The 16,889-nt window shown below is 53.6% G+C and carries 20 protein-coding genes; 9 read left to right on the top strand and 11 right to left on the bottom strand.

Annotated features, from left to right (window positions below; translation table 11 throughout):
• Window positions 1-51: 51 nt before the first annotated feature.
• From IPN69_22605 to IPN69_22595, 3 genes are all read right to left on the bottom strand, one after another.
• Entirely contained in the window at window positions 52-471 is a 420-nt protein-coding gene (locus tag IPN69_22605; GenBank protein ID MBK8813498.1) for a rubrerythrin, read from the bottom strand.
• 84 nt (window positions 472-555) lie between these two features.
• A complete protein-coding gene (locus tag IPN69_22600) occupies window positions 556-870 on the bottom strand; it encodes a type II toxin-antitoxin system RelE/ParE family toxin (protein ID MBK8813497.1) in 315 nt (104 codons plus the stop codon).
• Window positions 851-1,117 (bottom strand): type II toxin-antitoxin system ParD family antitoxin, encoded by a 267-nt coding sequence (locus tag IPN69_22595; protein ID MBK8813496.1) that lies wholly within the window; start codon window positions 1,115-1,117, stop codon window positions 851-853. The genes IPN69_22600 and IPN69_22595 overlap by 20 nt, the downstream gene beginning before the upstream one ends.
• A 134-nt stretch (window positions 1,118-1,251) precedes the next feature.
• Here IPN69_22595 and IPN69_22590 point away from each other — a divergent pair, with 134 nt between their 5' ends.
• From IPN69_22590 to IPN69_22555, 8 genes are all read left to right on the top strand, one after another.
• Window positions 1,252-1,551, top strand: coding sequence for a DUF4258 domain-containing protein (locus tag IPN69_22590; GenBank protein MBK8813495.1), 300 nt, complete (start codon window positions 1,252-1,254; stop codon window positions 1,549-1,551).
• Complete coding sequence (locus tag IPN69_22585; GenBank protein MBK8813494.1) at window positions 1,541-1,786, top strand: type II toxin-antitoxin system MqsA family antitoxin; 246 nt, start codon at window positions 1,541-1,543, stop codon at window positions 1,784-1,786. Before IPN69_22590 ends, IPN69_22585 begins: the two co-directional genes overlap by 11 nt.
• Before the next feature lie 116 nt (window positions 1,787-1,902).
• On the top strand, window positions 1,903-3,624 hold the full coding sequence (locus IPN69_22580; GenBank protein ID MBK8813493.1) for a DUF885 family protein: 1,722 nt from the start codon (window positions 1,903-1,905) through the stop codon (window positions 3,622-3,624).
• 244 nt (window positions 3,625-3,868) lie between these two features.
• Window positions 3,869-5,017, top strand: coding sequence for a hypothetical protein (locus IPN69_22575; protein MBK8813492.1), 1,149 nt, complete (start codon window positions 3,869-3,871; stop codon window positions 5,015-5,017).
• 124 nt (window positions 5,018-5,141) lie between these two features.
• Complete coding sequence (locus tag IPN69_22570) at window positions 5,142-5,396, top strand: hypothetical protein (GenBank protein ID MBK8813491.1); 255 nt, start codon at window positions 5,142-5,144, stop codon at window positions 5,394-5,396.
• Window positions 5,397-5,540: 144 nt separating this feature from the next.
• Window positions 5,541-6,002: a hypothetical protein gene (locus IPN69_22565; GenBank protein ID MBK8813490.1), complete on the top strand. Its 462-nt coding sequence runs from the start codon at window positions 5,541-5,543 to the stop codon at window positions 6,000-6,002.
• 241 nt (window positions 6,003-6,243) lie between these two features.
• Window positions 6,244-7,056: a hypothetical protein gene (locus IPN69_22560; protein ID MBK8813489.1), complete on the top strand. Its 813-nt coding sequence runs from the start codon at window positions 6,244-6,246 to the stop codon at window positions 7,054-7,056.
• A 617-nt stretch (window positions 7,057-7,673) separates the two neighbouring features.
• Window positions 7,674-8,579, top strand: a complete 906-nt coding sequence (locus tag IPN69_22555; protein MBK8813488.1) for a M20/M25/M40 family metallo-hydrolase — start codon at window positions 7,674-7,676, stop codon at window positions 8,577-8,579.
• A 42-nt stretch (window positions 8,580-8,621) separates the two neighbouring features.
• On the opposite strand, the gene IPN69_22550 is transcribed toward IPN69_22555, so the two are convergent.
• The 8 genes from IPN69_22550 to IPN69_22515 all read right to left on the bottom strand — a co-directional run bounded on the left by IPN69_22550 (window position 8,622) and on the right by IPN69_22515 (window position 16,522).
• The gene (locus tag IPN69_22550; GenBank protein ID MBK8813487.1) at window positions 8,622-8,852 is read right to left on the bottom strand and encodes a DUF1272 domain-containing protein; all 231 of its coding nucleotides are present in this window, start codon (window positions 8,850-8,852) and stop codon (window positions 8,622-8,624) included.
• A gap of 3 nt (window positions 8,853-8,855) precedes the next feature.
• Window positions 8,856-11,417 carry a hypothetical protein gene (locus IPN69_22545; protein MBK8813486.1) on the bottom strand — a complete coding sequence of 854 codons (2,562 nt, stop codon included), beginning with the start codon at window positions 11,415-11,417 and terminating at the stop codon, window positions 8,856-8,858.
• Window positions 11,418-11,422: 5 nt separating this feature from the next.
• Window positions 11,423-11,947 carry a DinB family protein gene (locus tag IPN69_22540; GenBank protein MBK8813485.1) on the bottom strand — a complete coding sequence of 175 codons (525 nt, stop codon included), beginning with the start codon at window positions 11,945-11,947 and terminating at the stop codon, window positions 11,423-11,425.
• Entirely contained in the window at window positions 11,944-12,429 is a 486-nt protein-coding gene (locus IPN69_22535; protein MBK8813484.1) for a GNAT family N-acetyltransferase, read from the bottom strand. The genes IPN69_22540 and IPN69_22535 overlap by 4 nt, the downstream gene beginning before the upstream one ends.
• A 2-nt stretch (window positions 12,430-12,431) precedes the next feature.
• On the bottom strand, window positions 12,432-12,893 hold the full coding sequence (locus IPN69_22530) for a hypothetical protein (protein ID MBK8813483.1): 462 nt from the start codon (window positions 12,891-12,893) through the stop codon (window positions 12,432-12,434).
• 64 nt (window positions 12,894-12,957) lie between these two features.
• Entirely contained in the window at window positions 12,958-13,764 is an 807-nt protein-coding gene (locus IPN69_22525; protein MBK8813482.1) for a helix-turn-helix transcriptional regulator, read from the bottom strand.
• 107 nt (window positions 13,765-13,871) lie between these two features.
• Window positions 13,872-15,365 carry a carboxypeptidase regulatory-like domain-containing protein gene (locus IPN69_22520; GenBank protein ID MBK8813481.1) on the bottom strand — a complete coding sequence of 498 codons (1,494 nt, stop codon included), beginning with the start codon at window positions 15,363-15,365 and terminating at the stop codon, window positions 13,872-13,874.
• Complete coding sequence (locus IPN69_22515; GenBank protein ID MBK8813480.1) at window positions 15,362-16,522, bottom strand: tetratricopeptide repeat protein; 1,161 nt, start codon at window positions 16,520-16,522, stop codon at window positions 15,362-15,364. Before IPN69_22515 ends, IPN69_22520 begins: the two co-directional genes overlap by 4 nt.
• Before the next feature lie 74 nt (window positions 16,523-16,596).
• Between IPN69_22515 and IPN69_22510 the strand changes: the two genes are divergently transcribed.
• Window positions 16,597-16,887, top strand: coding sequence for a DUF4286 family protein (locus IPN69_22510; protein ID MBK8813479.1), 291 nt, complete (start codon window positions 16,597-16,599; stop codon window positions 16,885-16,887).
• Window positions 16,888-16,889 lie beyond the last annotated feature (2 nt).

Raw genomic sequence — 16,889 nt, 5'->3', positions numbered from 1 at the left:
GCTATTGAGATACCAACCACTCTGCACTCTGCACTATCCACTTTGCACTGTTTAGCTGATCGATCCGAGCAGGCTCTGGAAGCGGCCGGCATGCGATTTCTCGGCTTTCGCAAGCGTTTCGAACCAGTCCGCGATCTCGTTGAAGCCTTCTTCGCGCGCGGTCTTCGCCATTCCCGGATACATATCGGTGTATTCGTGCGTCTCGCCGTGGACAGCCGATTCGAGATTTGCGATCGTGTCGCCGAACGGCAGATCGGTCGCCGGATCGCCGCAGGACTTCAAATAGTCCATATGCCCGTGCGCGTGGCCCGTTTCGCCTTCGGCGGTGTCACGGAAATTGCCCGCGACTTCCGGATAGCCTTCGACGTCCGCGACCTTTGCAAAGTACAAATAACGGCGATTCGCCATCGATTCCCCCGCGAACGCGGCCTTCAAATTGTCCTGTGTCTTCGAACCTTTGAGTTCTGCCATAATATCCTCCAGATTGATGAAATTGAATTTAGAATTATTCTAAGTCTAATGTAGTGGATTGGAAAGAATGAGTCAAACGGTTGCTCACTTTTCGATGTCAAAGTGATCGAAATAATCCGTAGAGGTATGAACAATATGCAGAATTCTGATTCCTGATGCGGTGCGTTGATAGAAAACCAAGTATCTGGCGAACCCTTTAACCGGCCACGTGCGAACGCCGGTGATCGCGCTGTCGCGGAACTTGCGTGAATAACCGACTTCTCGATTCAGTAATAGGAATCGAAACGTCTCGTCGCATGAATTGAGGAATTTCTGAGCGATGTCTTCGTTGGCTTGCGCAAGGTAAAGAGATATGTTGACAAGTTCCTCGAATACGCCGTCAGCGTAGACGATCTTCATTTTTCAAGGTGAGTTGTTTTGCGAGTTCTGCCTCGACTTCCGAAATCTCGAACTCCCGGTCGTTTTTCGACTGCAAACGTTCAAGCAAAAGCCGTTCAAGCCTTTCGTTTTCGCGACGTTTTTGATCCCCGCGTATGAGTTCGCGGACATATTCGCTCACCGATCCGTATCCGTCGCTAACGAGTCGTTCATCAACAAATGCCTTCATCGTTTCGGGAAGCGAGATATTCATCGTCGTCGTCGCCATAGTTTGAAATTCTAGATAGATTGGCAATAATTGTCAATAACCTCAAAAATCGGGGATGTTGTGAGAAACGCGCAAACCACCGCTTCAATGTAACTTGACGCGACCGATTTTTGGTTTAGAATCCAGGATTATGTATGACTCGATACGCAACCTCATACGGGATCGGGTCCGAAAGCAGCGAGTATCTCATTACTACCCACGCCTACGAAGAGTTATTGGATGACGACTTGACGGTTTTTGACCTCGAACACGCTATTCTCGATGGCGAGATTATTGAGCGGCAACGCGATACGGATACAAATGAAACAAAATACGTCCTGAGGGGCGCGACGCTTGACGATGGGTTTATAATCGTTGTTGCAAAGCTACCGATAACGAGACGTTTGGTGATTATCACCGTTTTTAGAGACCATTACCTCGAATATGAAAACTGAGCCTGACACATTTTGCGGGATCTGCGGCGCGGCCGATGCTCGAGTTAACAAGACGACGAAGAGTTTCGGTCGAGGTGATGATCTTCTGGTGATCGAGGACGTCCCCGTAGTTTCCTGCCGCTCTTGTGGAGAAACTTATCTCACGGCCGAAACGATTCACGAACTAGAACGAATCAAGCGAGATCGCCTTAGGTTCTCAACCGAGCGTCCCGTGCGCGTAGCAATTTTTGCGTGATTGCTTGCCGAACGCCAATCTGAAGTAGGCTACTTCGGCGCGCTACTTAGTCCGTTACTTTTTGTCAGTACCGCGAGCGTTTCTCGCAACGACAAATTTCGATTAGACTTCATGCTATGAAACGCCTGATTCTGATCATTTTGTTCGCGCTGTCATCCGCCGTTCTAGCCCAAACTACCGAACTCGATTCCTTCAACGATTCGCCGTCGCGCGTTCGCGGCGTGATCGAGAAGTTTCAGGAGGATCGCGGGATACTCGACCGGTTTTATACGGCCGAGACTTCGGAGAACCGCGCGAATCGATTCCGCAAGTTGTACGACGACGGTCTCGCGCTGCTCGCGCGGCAGGATTTCGACAAATTGAACGCTGCCGAACAGATCGACTATCTTCTGTTCAAGAATTTTCTCACGCACGAACGCGACGAACTCGACCGTGATCGCGCGCAGTTCGCCGAGATGGCGCCGCTTCTGCCGTTCGCCAAAGCGATCAACGACCTCGAGGATACGCGCCGTCGGCTCGAAACCATCGATCCCGCGAAGACCGCGGCGGCGCTCAACGATCTTGCGAAACTGGTCGCTCAAACGCAAAAAGACATCGAATCGGGCAAGATCTCAAAACCGAAACGGACCGTCGCCAACCGCGCCGTCCGCTCCATCGCCTCGTTGCGCCAGACTTTACTCGGTTGGTACCGGTTTTACAATCTTTACGATCCGAACTTCACCTGGTGGAATTCCGAAACGTACACGAGGCTCGATGAGGCTCTGCTCGGTTATCAAAGTTACGTTTCTGAGAAACTCGTCGGAATCCGCGCGGATGACAAGGTGACGATCATCGGCGATCCGATCGGCGCCGACGCGCTGCAAAAGGAACTCGATTTTGAGATGATCCCCTACACGCCGGCGGAATTGATCGAGATCGCCAACAAAGAATTCGCCTGGTGCGAGGCCGAAATGAAAAAGGCGTCGCGCGAAATGGGGTATGGCGATGACTGGAAAAAGGCGCTCGAGGCCGTCAAATTAAAATACGTCGAACCCGGAAAGCAGCCGGCGATGATCCGCGATATGGCGTTCGAAGCGATCGAGTATCTCGAAAAGAACGATCTCGTCACGGTTCCACCCGTCGCCCGCGACGGGTGGCGGATGGAGATGATGACGCCCGAACGCCAGTTGATCGCGCCGTTCTTTCTCGGCGGCGAAACGATCCTCGTTTCCTATCCGACGAACGGGATGACGCACGAACAAAAGCTGATGTCGCTCCGCGGCAACAATCCGCATTTCTCGCACGCCGTCGTCCATCACGAATTGATCCCGGGCCATCATCTGCAGGGATTTATGAACGCCCGCTACCGTCCGTACCGGCGCGCTTTCAGGACGCCTTTCTGGACCGAAGGATGGGCGCTTTACTGGGAATTTCTGCTTTGGGACCGCGGTTTCAACAAAACGCCGGAAGACCGCGTCGGCGCGCTTTTCTGGCGAATGCACCGCTCGGCGCGGATCATTTTCAGTTTGAGTTTCCATCTCGAAAAAATGACGCCGACGGAATGTGTCGATTTCCTCGTCGATCGCGTCGGCCACGAACGCGAGAACGCCCTCGGCGAGGTCCGCCGCTCGTTTTCAGGCGATTACGGGCCGCTCTACCAGATCGCCTATATGATGGGCGGATTGCAGTTCTACGATCTCCATCGTGAGTTCGTCGGCGGCAAGAAGATGACCGACAAACAGTTTCACGACACGATCCTGAAAGAAGGCCCGATTCCCGTCGAAATGGTCCGGGCAATTCTGTCGAAACAGAAATTGTCGCCCGACTTCAAGCCAGGCTGGCGGTTTTATCGTCAGTAGGCGGCCGTCACGATCAGCGGCACCGCGGTCGACGAAAAGCGCCGGACCCGAGGCGAAAAGATGAATTCTGAATCAGGAAGGTTTCTTTGGGTTCATCATTCATCTTTATGTGAATAACCCGGCTAATTGCCAATGACAATTTCAGATGCAGCAGCGATTTGCCTGATTTCGCTATCGGCGGTTGAAGATTGTAAGTCATCAGAATAAATTAGAGGAAATTAACGAAAGTTAAAGTCAAGAAATTATGAGTAAAGTCGGTTTAGTAATCGCCGGAACATTGGCAACGGGGGCAATCGGCGCAGGAGCGATAATCGGTTATCAGCAGTTAAGTAATAACAGCAACAGCAATGTCGCGGTTCAGCAAGCCGATACCACCACGGCTAACACAAATCAAGCCAATGCCAATACCGAAGCGGCGAAATCAAGTGAGACCGAATTGCTTGGAGCTTGGGTTTCAACGAATGATGCCAACGGGAAAGTTGTTTTCACTGAGGACGAACTGATTGTTTTTCAAAACGATCAAGAGTTAAAGAGTAAATACAAACGGCTGAACGACCAAGAGATTGAAGTTATCTCTCAGGCAACCGGCAAAACCATAAAATACAAAGCAACGATTTCCGACGGCGAACTGACGCTTGAGTTGAATGGTAAAACAGACAAGTTCAAACGCGAGTCGGGTGATAAGACCGAAAAGATCAAAGAAATTGAGACGAAAATAAAAGGAACCTGGACTATAGCGGTTAAAAGCACCGAAAGAGTTGTTGAAACCCCTGGCGGTGGGAACTCTGATGAACGACCTAAGTATAAAAATGTTGAAAAATGGACGAAAGCCAAAGATATTATTTTCGGTGACAATTTAGTTCAAGTTTTAATTCCAAATGGCGGCTCCGGTAGTTATCTTGGATGGATTGGTCCGTATCGCATTAAAGATGAGAAAACTGTCGAAGTCCAGATTGGGTGGGCTAATGCTATTGGAGGAAAAGCTACTTACAATTTACGATTTGGAAATGAAGGAGAATTGATTATTGATTACCCTGACAATGGAGCCAGAATATTTCGCTCATCAAATAAGTCTGAGTTCGTGGACTTGAAAGTTTGGGGAAACGGAACCGCAGGTTCCGACAATACGAGTGGAATTTGGGTTTCTGATAACGACAAATTGTTACTTGATTATGGCAATTTTTGTTCAATCAAAAGCGATGGAACTGTTAAATCTCAAAGGTATTCTTACCCAAACGGAAACAATCTTTATACCACCGACAGCGGAGATACGTTCACAGCCGACTTAACTACTCTGACGGTTAATTATAAGAATGGCAGTGAACGAAAATACACTCGTCTCACAAACTGGAATGGAGAAAATTATATTCCGTTATGTAGCGGCAAAGAATAAAGTGACGGAGAAAAAGCAGGTATTCCGTAGCTGAAATGTGAAACTTTCGATTTGTCGCTGAAAGCGACCAATTTAATAGCGTCGGGTAAAATGCAGCGTAGCATAATGACACCCGATGTCGCATTTGGGATTTGGGATTTTGGATTTTTCCCGGATCACCGAGAACAACGGCAGTCTTCGAAGCCAGAATATCACCTTCGCCGGGCTCACGACCGCTTATGATCAGACCTATACCTACGACGATCTCAACCGCATCAAATCGGCCGAAGCGAAGGTCGGAGCCGCAGAGAGCGGCGGCAGATGTCTACAATCCGCAAGTCAGACGTTCACGCATGATGCGATTTCGGTATGTTCTAGGACGGAGACTGCAATCACTTGAGTTCGTGAACCCCATAAACGGAAAAACCGAATCAGTGACACCAACCATCGCAAGAGGTATGATCGGCTATGTAAAAGAATCTGCGAAGGAGCAGGCAATAAAGGCCGCAAATGAGTGGAAAAGAAGCGCAGGCAACTGAAGACTATGAAATCAATAACAGCAGTAATTGTGATCGCAGTGACCTTCTCATCGACTCTTCTATACTTGGCCAGTGGAACAAGTTATTTGACGATGGTCTCGAATGTTGGTTCAGGACCGAAGCAAGTTGTCGAGAGGTATCTAGAATTGTCGCAGGCTGGACGAGTTGAGGAGGCACTTAAACTCTGGTCCAGGTGTAACAATGACTTAAGCGGTTATTGTGCTGTCGCAACGCCGCGCAGTGGCGAAGAGCCAATTGTGGGTTGGACTCGATGGCTCGCAGAATCTCAAGATCCTTACAAGATTATTAAGGTCACGGAAGAAATTGATGGTGTTTATGTTCATGTGGAGACTCTGTTTCCAAACGGAATTTCTAGCACGGTCATTTACATACTCGAATCACGAGGCGATGAATGGTTGATCAGAGAACTGTCGTCACCCGCAATGATAGGAGTTGGGCGCGAGTAAACCTTGGAATTATACTCGCCGTCATCGAGCAGCGACTCGGTACGACTGATTCATCGGGTCATGGACTAGCTGTCGAGCAGCGAACAATAACCAAATTTCAAGTACTAAAATGCTCATCGGAGTTGAAATCCGATGAGCATTTTGCATAAAGATCATAAAAACGACGAAGCCGAGATCAAATTCAAGTTCCTTTCGGACTCTGTATTGAAGGCGTTCGAGAAGAACAGCGCATTTTCGATTTATGATTTTGGATTTTGGTTCGGCCGTGATCAAAACGTTCGCAGGAAGCGACATGTGTTCGATCACTTATCGGGACGTCACGCGTGAACGCGTAACTCCTACGGTCCAGTCGACGAACATCGCGGTCGCGGCCGCGCAGCGCCAGATCGGGCTGAAGGCGATGATGGCTTCCCGCCAGTCGGGAATGAACTTCTTCGGCACCAACGGCCAACCGGAAGTAACCGGTGCGCTGACGGCGATCGCGAACCTGATTCAGGGTCAGATCTTTCAGGGCAACGAGACCGTCGCCGCAAAGACGCTCGACGACGAGGACGGATTGACGAACGCGCTCGGTTTTGACGGCTTCCGTCAGCAGCTGAAGGGCGCTGGCTACTCGATCAACAAATCGAGCGACACGTATCTGACGGTTCTTCGCCGCGCGGTCGGCCAGATCTACGACGCCGGCGCGAACCTGAACGAGGTCGCGATCTTCTGCAGCGTGGGCGCAAACAACGCGATCGACGCGGAACTCGAGACGGCTTATTCGTTCCTCAAGAGCGAGGCGGGAGCGCCGACTCCTGTGTCATTCGCCGGCGCGGGATTTGCGATGCTTCGCGGCATTCTCGGACGCGTGTCGCCGATTCCGGCGGCCGGCGCCCAGGGCAACGGGATCGGGCACTACACGTACTCGGCCGCCGCGACCGAGGACATCTACGTTCTCGATCCGACCGGTTCCGCATTGCCGTACATCGGCAGTCGGGGTCCGACGATACTCGAGATGGTTTGCGCCATCCTGTCGAAACCTCTCGAAGGATTACAAAACAATACGGCATAAAGTGAGCCTCGCAAATCAACGGGGATCGGACGCTACGCGACTCCTTTCGCAGAAATCGCGAGTTCGCGGGTAGAATTCGCGGTAATTCTCGGGCAGAGTATATTCTCGGTATTCAATCCTACGTTGGCGAACCCGTGACTATGAAAAAACTTAAACTGATCGTTCTTTTGCTTATTCTCGCGGCGACGGTCGCGATCGCACAAAAATCCGAACCGATCCTCGAGCGCAACGTCCGCGCGCATATGGATTTCCTGGCCGGCGACCCGCTCCAGGGGCGCGGCAGCGGAACAGAATTCGAACGGATCGCGGCGACGTATTTCGGTTCGATGATGATGCAGTTCGGCATTCTTCCGGCCGGTGAAAACGATGTTTCGGGCAAACCGACATTTATTCAGACAGTAAACATCGTTCGAAACTCGTTCGCCGGGAACCCGACGCTCGCGTTCAAAGATTCTGTACTCGAACACGGCAATCAAATGGTACTTCTTCGCATCGGCGGACCGGTACCCGCCGGTATTCTTCAAAAATTGACCGAAGGCGGCAAACCGAACGCCGGCGCGTATGTTTTTGTCCCGCAAGGCGCCGCGCCGATCCCGAATCAGGCGTTGCAGACTTTGATGTCGAGCGGCGCCGCGGCGGTGATCGTCGAAGAAACGCCGCAGTGGCGAGCTAATTGGTCGCGATTTGCCTCGCGCAAACCGTCTTGGACGACGATCGGCGGGGCCCGGGATTCGTCCGCCGCGCTGATTGTTGTCAGCAAAGAGGAAGCCGCGAAAATCGCCGCGCTCGCCGATGGCACCAAGATCGAACTAAAGGGCGAACTCGCGCCGCCGCAAAATCAACAGACCTGGAATGCGGTCGGCAAGATCTTGGGAACCGATCCGAAACTCTCGTCCGAAGTGATTCTTCTGAGCGCGCATCTCGATCATCTCGGCATCCGCGAAAACGCGCCCGGGCCGGACAAGATATTCAACGGCGCCGACGACGATGCCTCGGGTTGCGTCGCCGTCATCGAACTGGCGCGGGCGCTCGCGGGCGGTCCGAAACCGAAACGAACGGTCTTCGTCGCGTTTTACGGCAGCGAGGAAGCGGGCGGATACGGTTCGCGCTATTTTGCCGACAACCTTGCTTTTCCGAAAGAAAACCTCGTCGCCAATCTGCAGTTTGAAATGATCGGACGTCCCGATTCGAAAGTGAAGCCGGAAGAGCTCTGGTTGACCGGATATGACCGCTCAAATCTCGGCCCGGAACTCGCGAAACAGGGCGCAAATCTCGTCGCCGATCCGCATCCGGCGGAGAATTTCTTCCAGCGTTCAGACAACTACACGCTGGCACGACAGGGAATCATCGCCCACACCGTTTCGAGCTTCGGATTGCACAAAGACTATCATCAGGCGAGCGACGAGATCGAGACGATCGATTTCGTGCATATGACGCGCTCGATAAACTCGATGGTCAAACCCATCGAATGGCTCGTGAATTCGGATTTCAGACCGACCTGGAACGAAGGCAAGAAACCGTAGCGATTTCGGGTGATCGACCGCGACTGGTAGATGGCCTCCAGCTCAGACCGGTCGGGGCGACAGTTCGGCCTTCGGCGGAAATTTTTCAAGCATCGACGTGGGGCGAATCGGTCGTTTCTCGAGTCCGCCGCCGCAATTCGGACAGACATTGAGAAGAACTCGTTCGACGCATTCCAGGCAGAAGGTGCATTCGAACGAACAGATCATCGCCTTCGCCGATTCATTCGGCAGATCCGTCCCACAGTTTTCACAGATTTGTCTGATCTCAAGCATTTTTCACCCCGACGCTCTTGATTTGAAATCGATTTCCAGTTGGGCGATCGCCTTTAGCGCGTTTTCGTCGTTGCCGTATTTTAGCTTGAGTTGATCGAAAACCGCCTGCCCGCGCGGATCGCCGGTTTTCGAGATCAGCAGCGCGTTGTTGAAGATCCCATTGACGTCGTCTTCCGTTATGGACGTTGTAAACCGTTCAAACAAAAGCGGATAGATCTCTGCGCCCTTCCCGAGCGCGACGATCGTATCGACGGCTGAAACACGATAATCCCAAACGGGCGGTGTCGGCAGGCGCCATCGGGGCAACTTGAGATCTTCAAGCCAACGCCGCGCAGCGCCGGCGCCGCGCGGATCGCCGAGTTCGCGAAGTCCGGCAAGCGCACCGAGAAGGCTTTGGCTTTTCATTGACGGCTTTTCGGCGAACCTCAACAACGCGTCGAGCGCCTTGGGGCTTTTCGATCTTCCGAGCGCGGTTGCCGCCGCCGCCGCAACCCGTTCGCTGACATCGTTCAGTCCTGCGATGTAGATCGAATCGAATTTCTGGTCGCGGGCGAGCCCGAGAAAGCCGATGGCGGTTGCCTTGAGCCACGAGCGATCGTTACGGACGACTTGAAGAAGAGTCTCAACCGCAGATGCGTCCGGAATTCCGATCAAAGTTTGCAGATTCGAAACCGCGGCCATACGAAGCCGCCAGTGCGACTTTCCGCGGATGATCCGATCGAGAACGACGCGGACGCGGACCTTGTCGCCGTCGGTCGCGTTCTCGGCCCGCGCTTGCGCGACTGCGTCGAGTATCGCCGAGTTACGGGCGAGTGCGTCCCGCGAGTTTTCGGCGAGATACAGCGTCTCGTCGAGCGACCGTTCGAACTTCACTTCCTTGATCCAAGTGCTTTCAAAGTCAAAGTTTACAAGCCTTGGACGGGCGCTGCGCTGGAATCTGAAGACGTTCTCGGCTTTCGCCTCTATCTCAACGCGCTCGACCCGGTCGTCTATCTCGATTTCGACCGCGCCGCGGAAGAATTCAGCTTGCGGCCGCCGGTCGCCGGCGTCGGTCTTTTGGGTCTGGAGCACCCGAAGCGTGAGCACTTTCAAAGTTTCGTCGTACGTGCTCGTGATCTCGAAGATCGGATGCCCCATCTTGTAGATCCACTGGTCGAAAAACCAATCGATCGGTCTTCCGGTGACATCCTCGACCGCAGTCTGCAAGTCTTCCGTCACGACCGGCCGTCCGGCGTTTTTTCTCACAAACGCCCGGATCGCGCGTGTCCAGGCGCTTTCGCCGATCTGTTTGCGCAGCATTTGAAGAACGAGTGCCCCACGGATTGTCGAGTAGTTATCGCCGGTGAACGTCGCGGCGTCGCTGTAATCAGTCGTCACGATCGGTCGTCGGATGCCCGAATTCCAGTCGTTCAGATAAACTCCGTGATCGAACCCGTGCTGCCAGAGCAGGAATTCGTCGCGGCCGTTTCGGTGTTCGTTATAGAGCCCATTGAGGTGATGCGCGAACGACTTGTCGAGCCAAACGTGGCTCCAGTCACGCGCCGACACATAATTGCCGAACCACTGCTGCGCCAACGCCTCGGCCTCGGTGAGATCCCAGAGATAGAAAAAGTCGGCGTGCGTCGAAAAATCGTCGACCATATTTTCGGTGATCGTCGAGACCGTGTTGTTGCCCGAAAATGAGCCGATATCCTGGACGAAAACCTGCGAATACCGCTGATACGGATATCTCGTGCCGGTAAGTTCGCCGAAAAACCGCATCATATCGGGCAATCGCTCCACGGTCGCCTCAATTGATTTCAACTCACTCGGATACCCGAAGTTGTGAAGTTCTATTTCGCCGAGGTTTTGTCGGAAATCGACGAATTCGCCGACAACCAATGACGTCAGATGGTTCGGGTACGGTCGTTCGGCCCGATAGCGGAACGTTCGTGTTCCGTCGCGATTCTCGGTGTTCGCAATTAGCCGCCCGTTCGAAACTGCCGTCAGTCCGCGATCGACCGTGGCCGAGATTTCCGTCGTTCGCAGATCTCCGGGCGCGTCAAACGACGGAAACCAGTAGCGGTTCGATTCCGGATCACCCATCGACCAGATCTCGCGTGGTTTGAGCGGATCGTTCGATGTTGGAGCCGACCATCGCAACCCTTTGCCGTTGCTGCCCGCGAGGCTGTTCGGATCTGGCTGATTAACGAAATTTGAACGATATTCGATCCTGATCGTCAACTTCTCACCCGGCTTGTAAACCCGTTCGAGCGTGATTTTCAGATTGTCGTCTGCGTCGCCGCCAAGGTATTCGAAGCCAAGGTTCACGCCGCTTGTCGATTTGATCGAGCTGATCGTCAGGAAGGCGGCGTCGAGAGCGATCTTGTCCGTTGCGGCGAACGGTTTGGCAGTGATCGAGGCCGTTCCGAAGACCTGTTTTGTCGTCCAATCGAATCGAAGATCAAGCGCGACGTGTTGAATGTCGCAACTTCTCAATCGAGACCATCGCGATTCGCTTGACGAAAACTGCGCGAACGCCGTCAACATCAAGAAGAGAATTCCGAGGGATTTTGTAAAACTCATAAGACTCACATTTGATCCAACGGAACATACATTTCGCGGATGATTTCCAGGTGGTATTTCTGATGCCCAATGATCGAGAAGCCAAACGCCAGCGCCGACATTTGGCGGTCGTTGACAACCGTGAAACGTTGTACCGCTTCGTCGGTGAAAGTCGCGAACATCGCGGCGGTCGATTTTCGAACGATTCGAAGATCGTCGAGGATGTCAGCCACGGTCCGATTTGCCGTGCTGACATTGGCGGCCATTTCGGCTTCGTCGAAACCGGTGTACGGCAGCTTGTCGTTGCGGCCGATTCGGAGCGCGCGATAAGAGAGGACGTGTTCAGCGTCGATCAAATGCTGAAGAATGTCCTTCACCGTCCATTTCCCGGGAGCGTAAACGTTGTCACCGACCCGATCGAGCGCGGCGACGTCAACTCCGTCGAGTTCATCGAGACTGGCGCGAAACGCGTCGGCCAGCTCGACGTCGGGAACGAGGTCGATGTATTTGTCAAAATAACAGGGCGGCTGTTTGATGTCCGATCTTTTCATTTTTCCTCCGAGGCCAGTTCGTCGATCGTTTCGCGATCGGCGAAGAGGCGAAATTTGTCTTTTTTCGTAGCGCCGAGGCGCAAATAGAACTTCAAGCCGAGAACATTCGACACGGGCGTTTGCCACTGCATTTCGAAGCAATCTTCTTCCCGGGCACGTTGAGCGACTCGGCGCAACAGACGTTTACCGATTCCGGCGTTTCGTGCTTTTGGCCGTAGAAACAGGCAGTCGAGGTGCATATATTCGGCTGCGTCCCAGGTTGAGAACTGTTTCCCGAAAGTCGCATAACCCAGAAGCGCGTCGCGTTCGTCAACCACGACCAAACACTCAATTCGCCTCGTTTCGCCAAACAACGCCGCGCGCAAGCAGTCGGATTTACCTGTCATTTCGATCACCGAACCCTCGAACGCCGCGTGTTCCGCAAGGAGTACGGCGAGGTCTTGAAGGTCCTGAATTTCCGCTTTTCTGATTCGGTGATTCATTGTCAGTCGGTCAAGCCTGTCTTACCTCTGCGGAGATACTCTTCGAGACTTGAAGCCTCGGCGTTTTGCAGAAATTCTTCGATCCAAAAGCGGCGTTCGGCGATGATCAAATCAAGTTCCCAGACACAAGCCATCGATCCGACGGCCAGCCGCCGAAATTCACCCGGGCGTTCGTGATCGGAAAAAAAAGTGACGCTGTGCAGCATCTCGCCGTCGAGCCAGCGGTTTAGCAGCGTCCAAACGCCGTCGTGCCCTTCGTGAACGATCAGGAATCCGGCCCGCGACGGTTCGGCTTCGATCGCCGCCGCGAGGTTCAGCCAATCGGGAAGTTGCTTGAGGGCCGAAGCGAATGTCTCTTCAGATCCGAAGACGGCGCGATGCGTCAACGCATATAGTTTGATCGGTTGCCCATCGACGAATTCAACGTTCCGAAATTCGATAACTCTTGGTTTGATCGCCGGCATACAACCACGATATATGAGCTGGATTTCGAGTTATAGAATGAATTTTGCGTGAAACGCGGGAATCTTACGCGAGCAGCCGTCGAAACTCTTTTGGCGTCAAACCATTGAATTCGCGGAAGCAGCGGATGAAGTGGCTTTGGTCGGAGAATCCAGACATATATGCGATATCGATCAGCGAAAGTTCGCTCCGGCGAAGCAAACCGAGAGATCGTTCAACTTTGATCTTGCGGACATAGCGGCTGAAATTACATCCGAAATAGCGCCCGAAATCGCGTGATATATGGGCGAAATGAACGTTCAGTTCCCGCGCCAGCTCAAGCAGCGAGAATTCCTTTTCCGGAAACGCGTGAAGAATCTCATCCATTTTCGCTACCCAGCGCGGGACCGAACGGTCAACGCGCGTTTCGTTTGGAGCAATTGCGCCAAATATCCGGACAAGCAACGAATCGATCGTCGTCGCCGATGCGTTGTCTCCGAATTTGAACTCCTTGAGGACGTTGTAGAAGAGAATTCGCGAGTCAGGGCGATCGATTAAAACGCTATCCGCCAGCCGGTCGAGCCGAATTTCATACCGCCCGCACCAATCCTGGCTTAGTTCGATCTGGAATCCCTTTGAAATCCCGCCCGTTCGACTGTTGCGATGCGATTCATGGCAATTGTGAAACAAAAGCGAATCGGGCGAGCAATCATACGAGCGCCGACGGTTGATGTGGCGGCAATTGCCGGCGACGACAAACGAGAAGTAGGGGTTTTCGTGATGATGCCAGTCGACGTAACGGTAATCGTATTCGGTCTCGGTCGCCGTCACGCCTCCGATGATGCGGGTCGTGTCGGTCTTCCCGAAGAATTGTCCGGCCCTGAAATAATTCATTGGAGAGACATTATAGTTGAAACTGCTGCGACGGCAAGCGCCGCAACCGACGGACGGCGTCTGACCTGCACCGCGGATTGCCGATGCTCCCGCATCGTCAATAAACTCTAAAATGCCGCAACCACCAAACCGTTGACATCGGCAAACAAGCGGAGAGAAAGTTCAGGCAGCAAGTTCGCCTTGGAATTCGTTCGGAGCCGATAGATATCGTTTGTCAACAGGCCCCGACCCCGAAAATAGCCAAACTGATTCGATGAGACGATGCGCGTTTCGCCGGTTTGCGCATTCACGATCGTGACGCGGGCGTTGCGGACCGGGCGATCGTTCGAATCCACGACCTGACCCCAAATGTCGGCCGTCGGCGCGATCGGCGAATCGCCGAGGAAACGCGAGATCGCAAATGAATTTCCGACGGTTGAACCGTTGAGTATCTTGCCGTCCGGCTGAAGCGCCAGCGGTCCGGCGAATGCTGTAGTTACCGTTCCGGCGTTGCCGAAGTCCGCGTCAGTTTCGCCGTCACTGGTGAATCGCGAAATCCCATAGGTCCAATCCGGGAATGTTCCACCACGCCGTGCGACGAGAATCTTGCCATCCGGCTGAACCGTATGGCCGTTAACGGCCTCGTTATTGAATTCCTTGCTTCCGTCGGTCGCAAACGTCGTGTCGAGGGCACCGCTCGACAATAAACGAATTAGAATGCCGTTGCCGCCGAACTGCCCGAAGCGTCCGCTGATGATGAGCTTGCCATCGGATTGGAGAACGACCTCGCCGGCAGACTCGCTCTCGGTCCCGAAAGTGAGAAAAGCTTTCCCGTCGCCGTCGAACGATGCGTCGTAGGCGCCGTTTCGATTCAAACGCACGACCACGAATTCCGACGCGACCGCTAACGATGGCGACGGAGTTGAATAACCGCAAAAAACGATCTTCCCGTCGGGCTGAATCGCCACCGAAAGCGCCGAATCACTGGCTTCCGGAACGAGCGCGGCAAGGACGATTCCGTCATTGTCGAATCGCAGATCGAGCCGGCCCTTGGAATCATATCTGACGATCGCCGCGTCCTTTTCGTCGCCGAAGGCCTCGCCGACGGCGATGATCGACCCATCGTAATCGATCGCGATGTCGAAAACGGCCGAGAAGGCGAAACCGACTTGTGTCCGGACCTTTCCGTCGGTTCCGAACGAACGGTCGAGGCTGCCGTCGGCGTTGTATCGGACAAGAGCAAAATCGAAGAATGCGCCATTTGCAGAAGACCCGGCGACGATGATCTTGCCATCCGTTTGCAGAGCCAGAGCGCGCGCGTAGTCGTTTCCGCTTCCAAAATCGGTCGTCAGCGTTCCGTCGCCATCGAAAGCCGGATCGAGCGAACCGTTCGGGTTGAACCTGGCAACCGCGATGTCGTAATCACTGCCGTTGAATGAGTAACCGGCGGCGACGATTTTGCCGTCGCGCTGCACGGCGAGATCGTGAAACTCGTTGACCGAGTTCCCGATCGCGACGAGGACCGTTCCGGTTTGGTTGAACGACGGATCGGCTTCGCCGACGGCAAACCCCGCCGAGACGGCAAGTAAAGATATCAGAATTATCAATGCCTTGCGTCTCATTTCATTTTTGCCCTGACCCGTTCCAGCTTTTGTCTTGAAACACTCGCAAGCTGCGTTTCGCCCGACGCTTCCGCCATTTTGAAGGCCCGTTCATAGTTTTCGGCGGCAAGCTTGAACTGTCCGTTCCTTTCGTACGCATCGCCGAGCGAATCATAGACGTTTGCCGAGTCCGGATAAGTCGCGACGTTCTTCTTAAAGAGCGCGATCGCTTCTTCGAACCGATTCGCGTTCAGCATCGCATAGGCGGCGCGATTCAAAATGTCTTCCGGAACGGGAATCGGGTAACCGAATCTGGCCGAAAGCTTTTTGTAATGATTTTCAAGGTCGGCGATCGTTCCCCCGACCGGCGGGGTCCAACCTTCGAAGATCTTCCGAAACCCTGCATAGTACGCCGGCAGGACTCCGGAGGCGTGATTCTCGTCTTTGAATTGCCGGAATTCGAATGCGAAGTTCTTCGGTTTCGACTTCCTGAGCAGATCCTGAAACGCGTTGAAACCGCCCAGATAGTCCGGTTCGTCGGCGATCGAGATGAACATCGATTTCTTCCAATCGCGATCCTGTTTCAGCAATTCCGCGGCCCGCTTGACGACAAAGTTATCGTCCCGATGCAAAACCGGGCTCGCGGCAATGTATGCGTTGAAAAGGTCGGGCCGCGCGACAAACGAATAAACGGCGAAGAGCCCGCCGAGGCTGTGGCCGGCGACTAGTCGAAACGGTTGCGTGCGGTAGTCTCGCTCAACGAGGGGAATTACCTCAGTTTCGATAAAACGCAGAAACTTGTCGGCGCCGCCGACGCGTCCGCCTTTTCCGTCATTGGTCGGGGTCAGGTCGCGCGAGCGGTCGATGTTTTGGAGCCCGACGATGATCACTTCCGGCATCATCCCGCCCCAAGCCTGCTGTTCGGCGATTCCGGCCATCATCGCGTTCTGCGGCGCGTGCGCATCGGTCATATAAACGACCGGATAACGTTTGTTCGAACGAGCGTAAGTCGGCGGAATATGGACGAGGATCGTTCGTTTTTCGCCGAGAACGGTCGATTCGATCGTATGCTGAAAATGCACGACGCTCGCAACCTGGGGCGTCTGCGCATTCACGGCGATCGGCAAGACAACGGCGAAAACGACGCACGCAATGTATCTCAAGGCATTTGAAGTCATCAAACTCTCTCCGGATTATAGTTTGAAAAGATGTGCTAACGTATCTTTACGTTGCAAATCCTGGTTGGTTCACAATGATAATCTACGAGATAACGACAAAGGTGCGATCGGATCTGATCGAAGACTACGAGCAATATATGCGTCGACGACATATCCCGGAGTTGCTCGCGACCGGATATTTTTCCGGCGCGAAGTTCACCCGTTCCGGCAACCGTTACCGCATCCAGTATGAAACGAGTGCCCTCGACGGTTACCTTGCGCACGACGCCGCGAGGCTTCGGGCCGATTTTCTGGAGCATTTCCCTAAAGGCGTCGAGGTCGAACGCGAGACCTGGGAGATCGTCGAAACGTGGACCAAAGTTTAGTT

Source organism: Acidobacteriota bacterium (assembly GCA_016715115.1).
Lineage (GTDB): Bacteria > Acidobacteriota > Blastocatellia > Pyrinomonadales > Pyrinomonadaceae > JAFDVJ01.
Note: the sequence above shows the minus strand (reverse complement) of the source record. Positions and strands in the feature narration are given on the sequence as shown.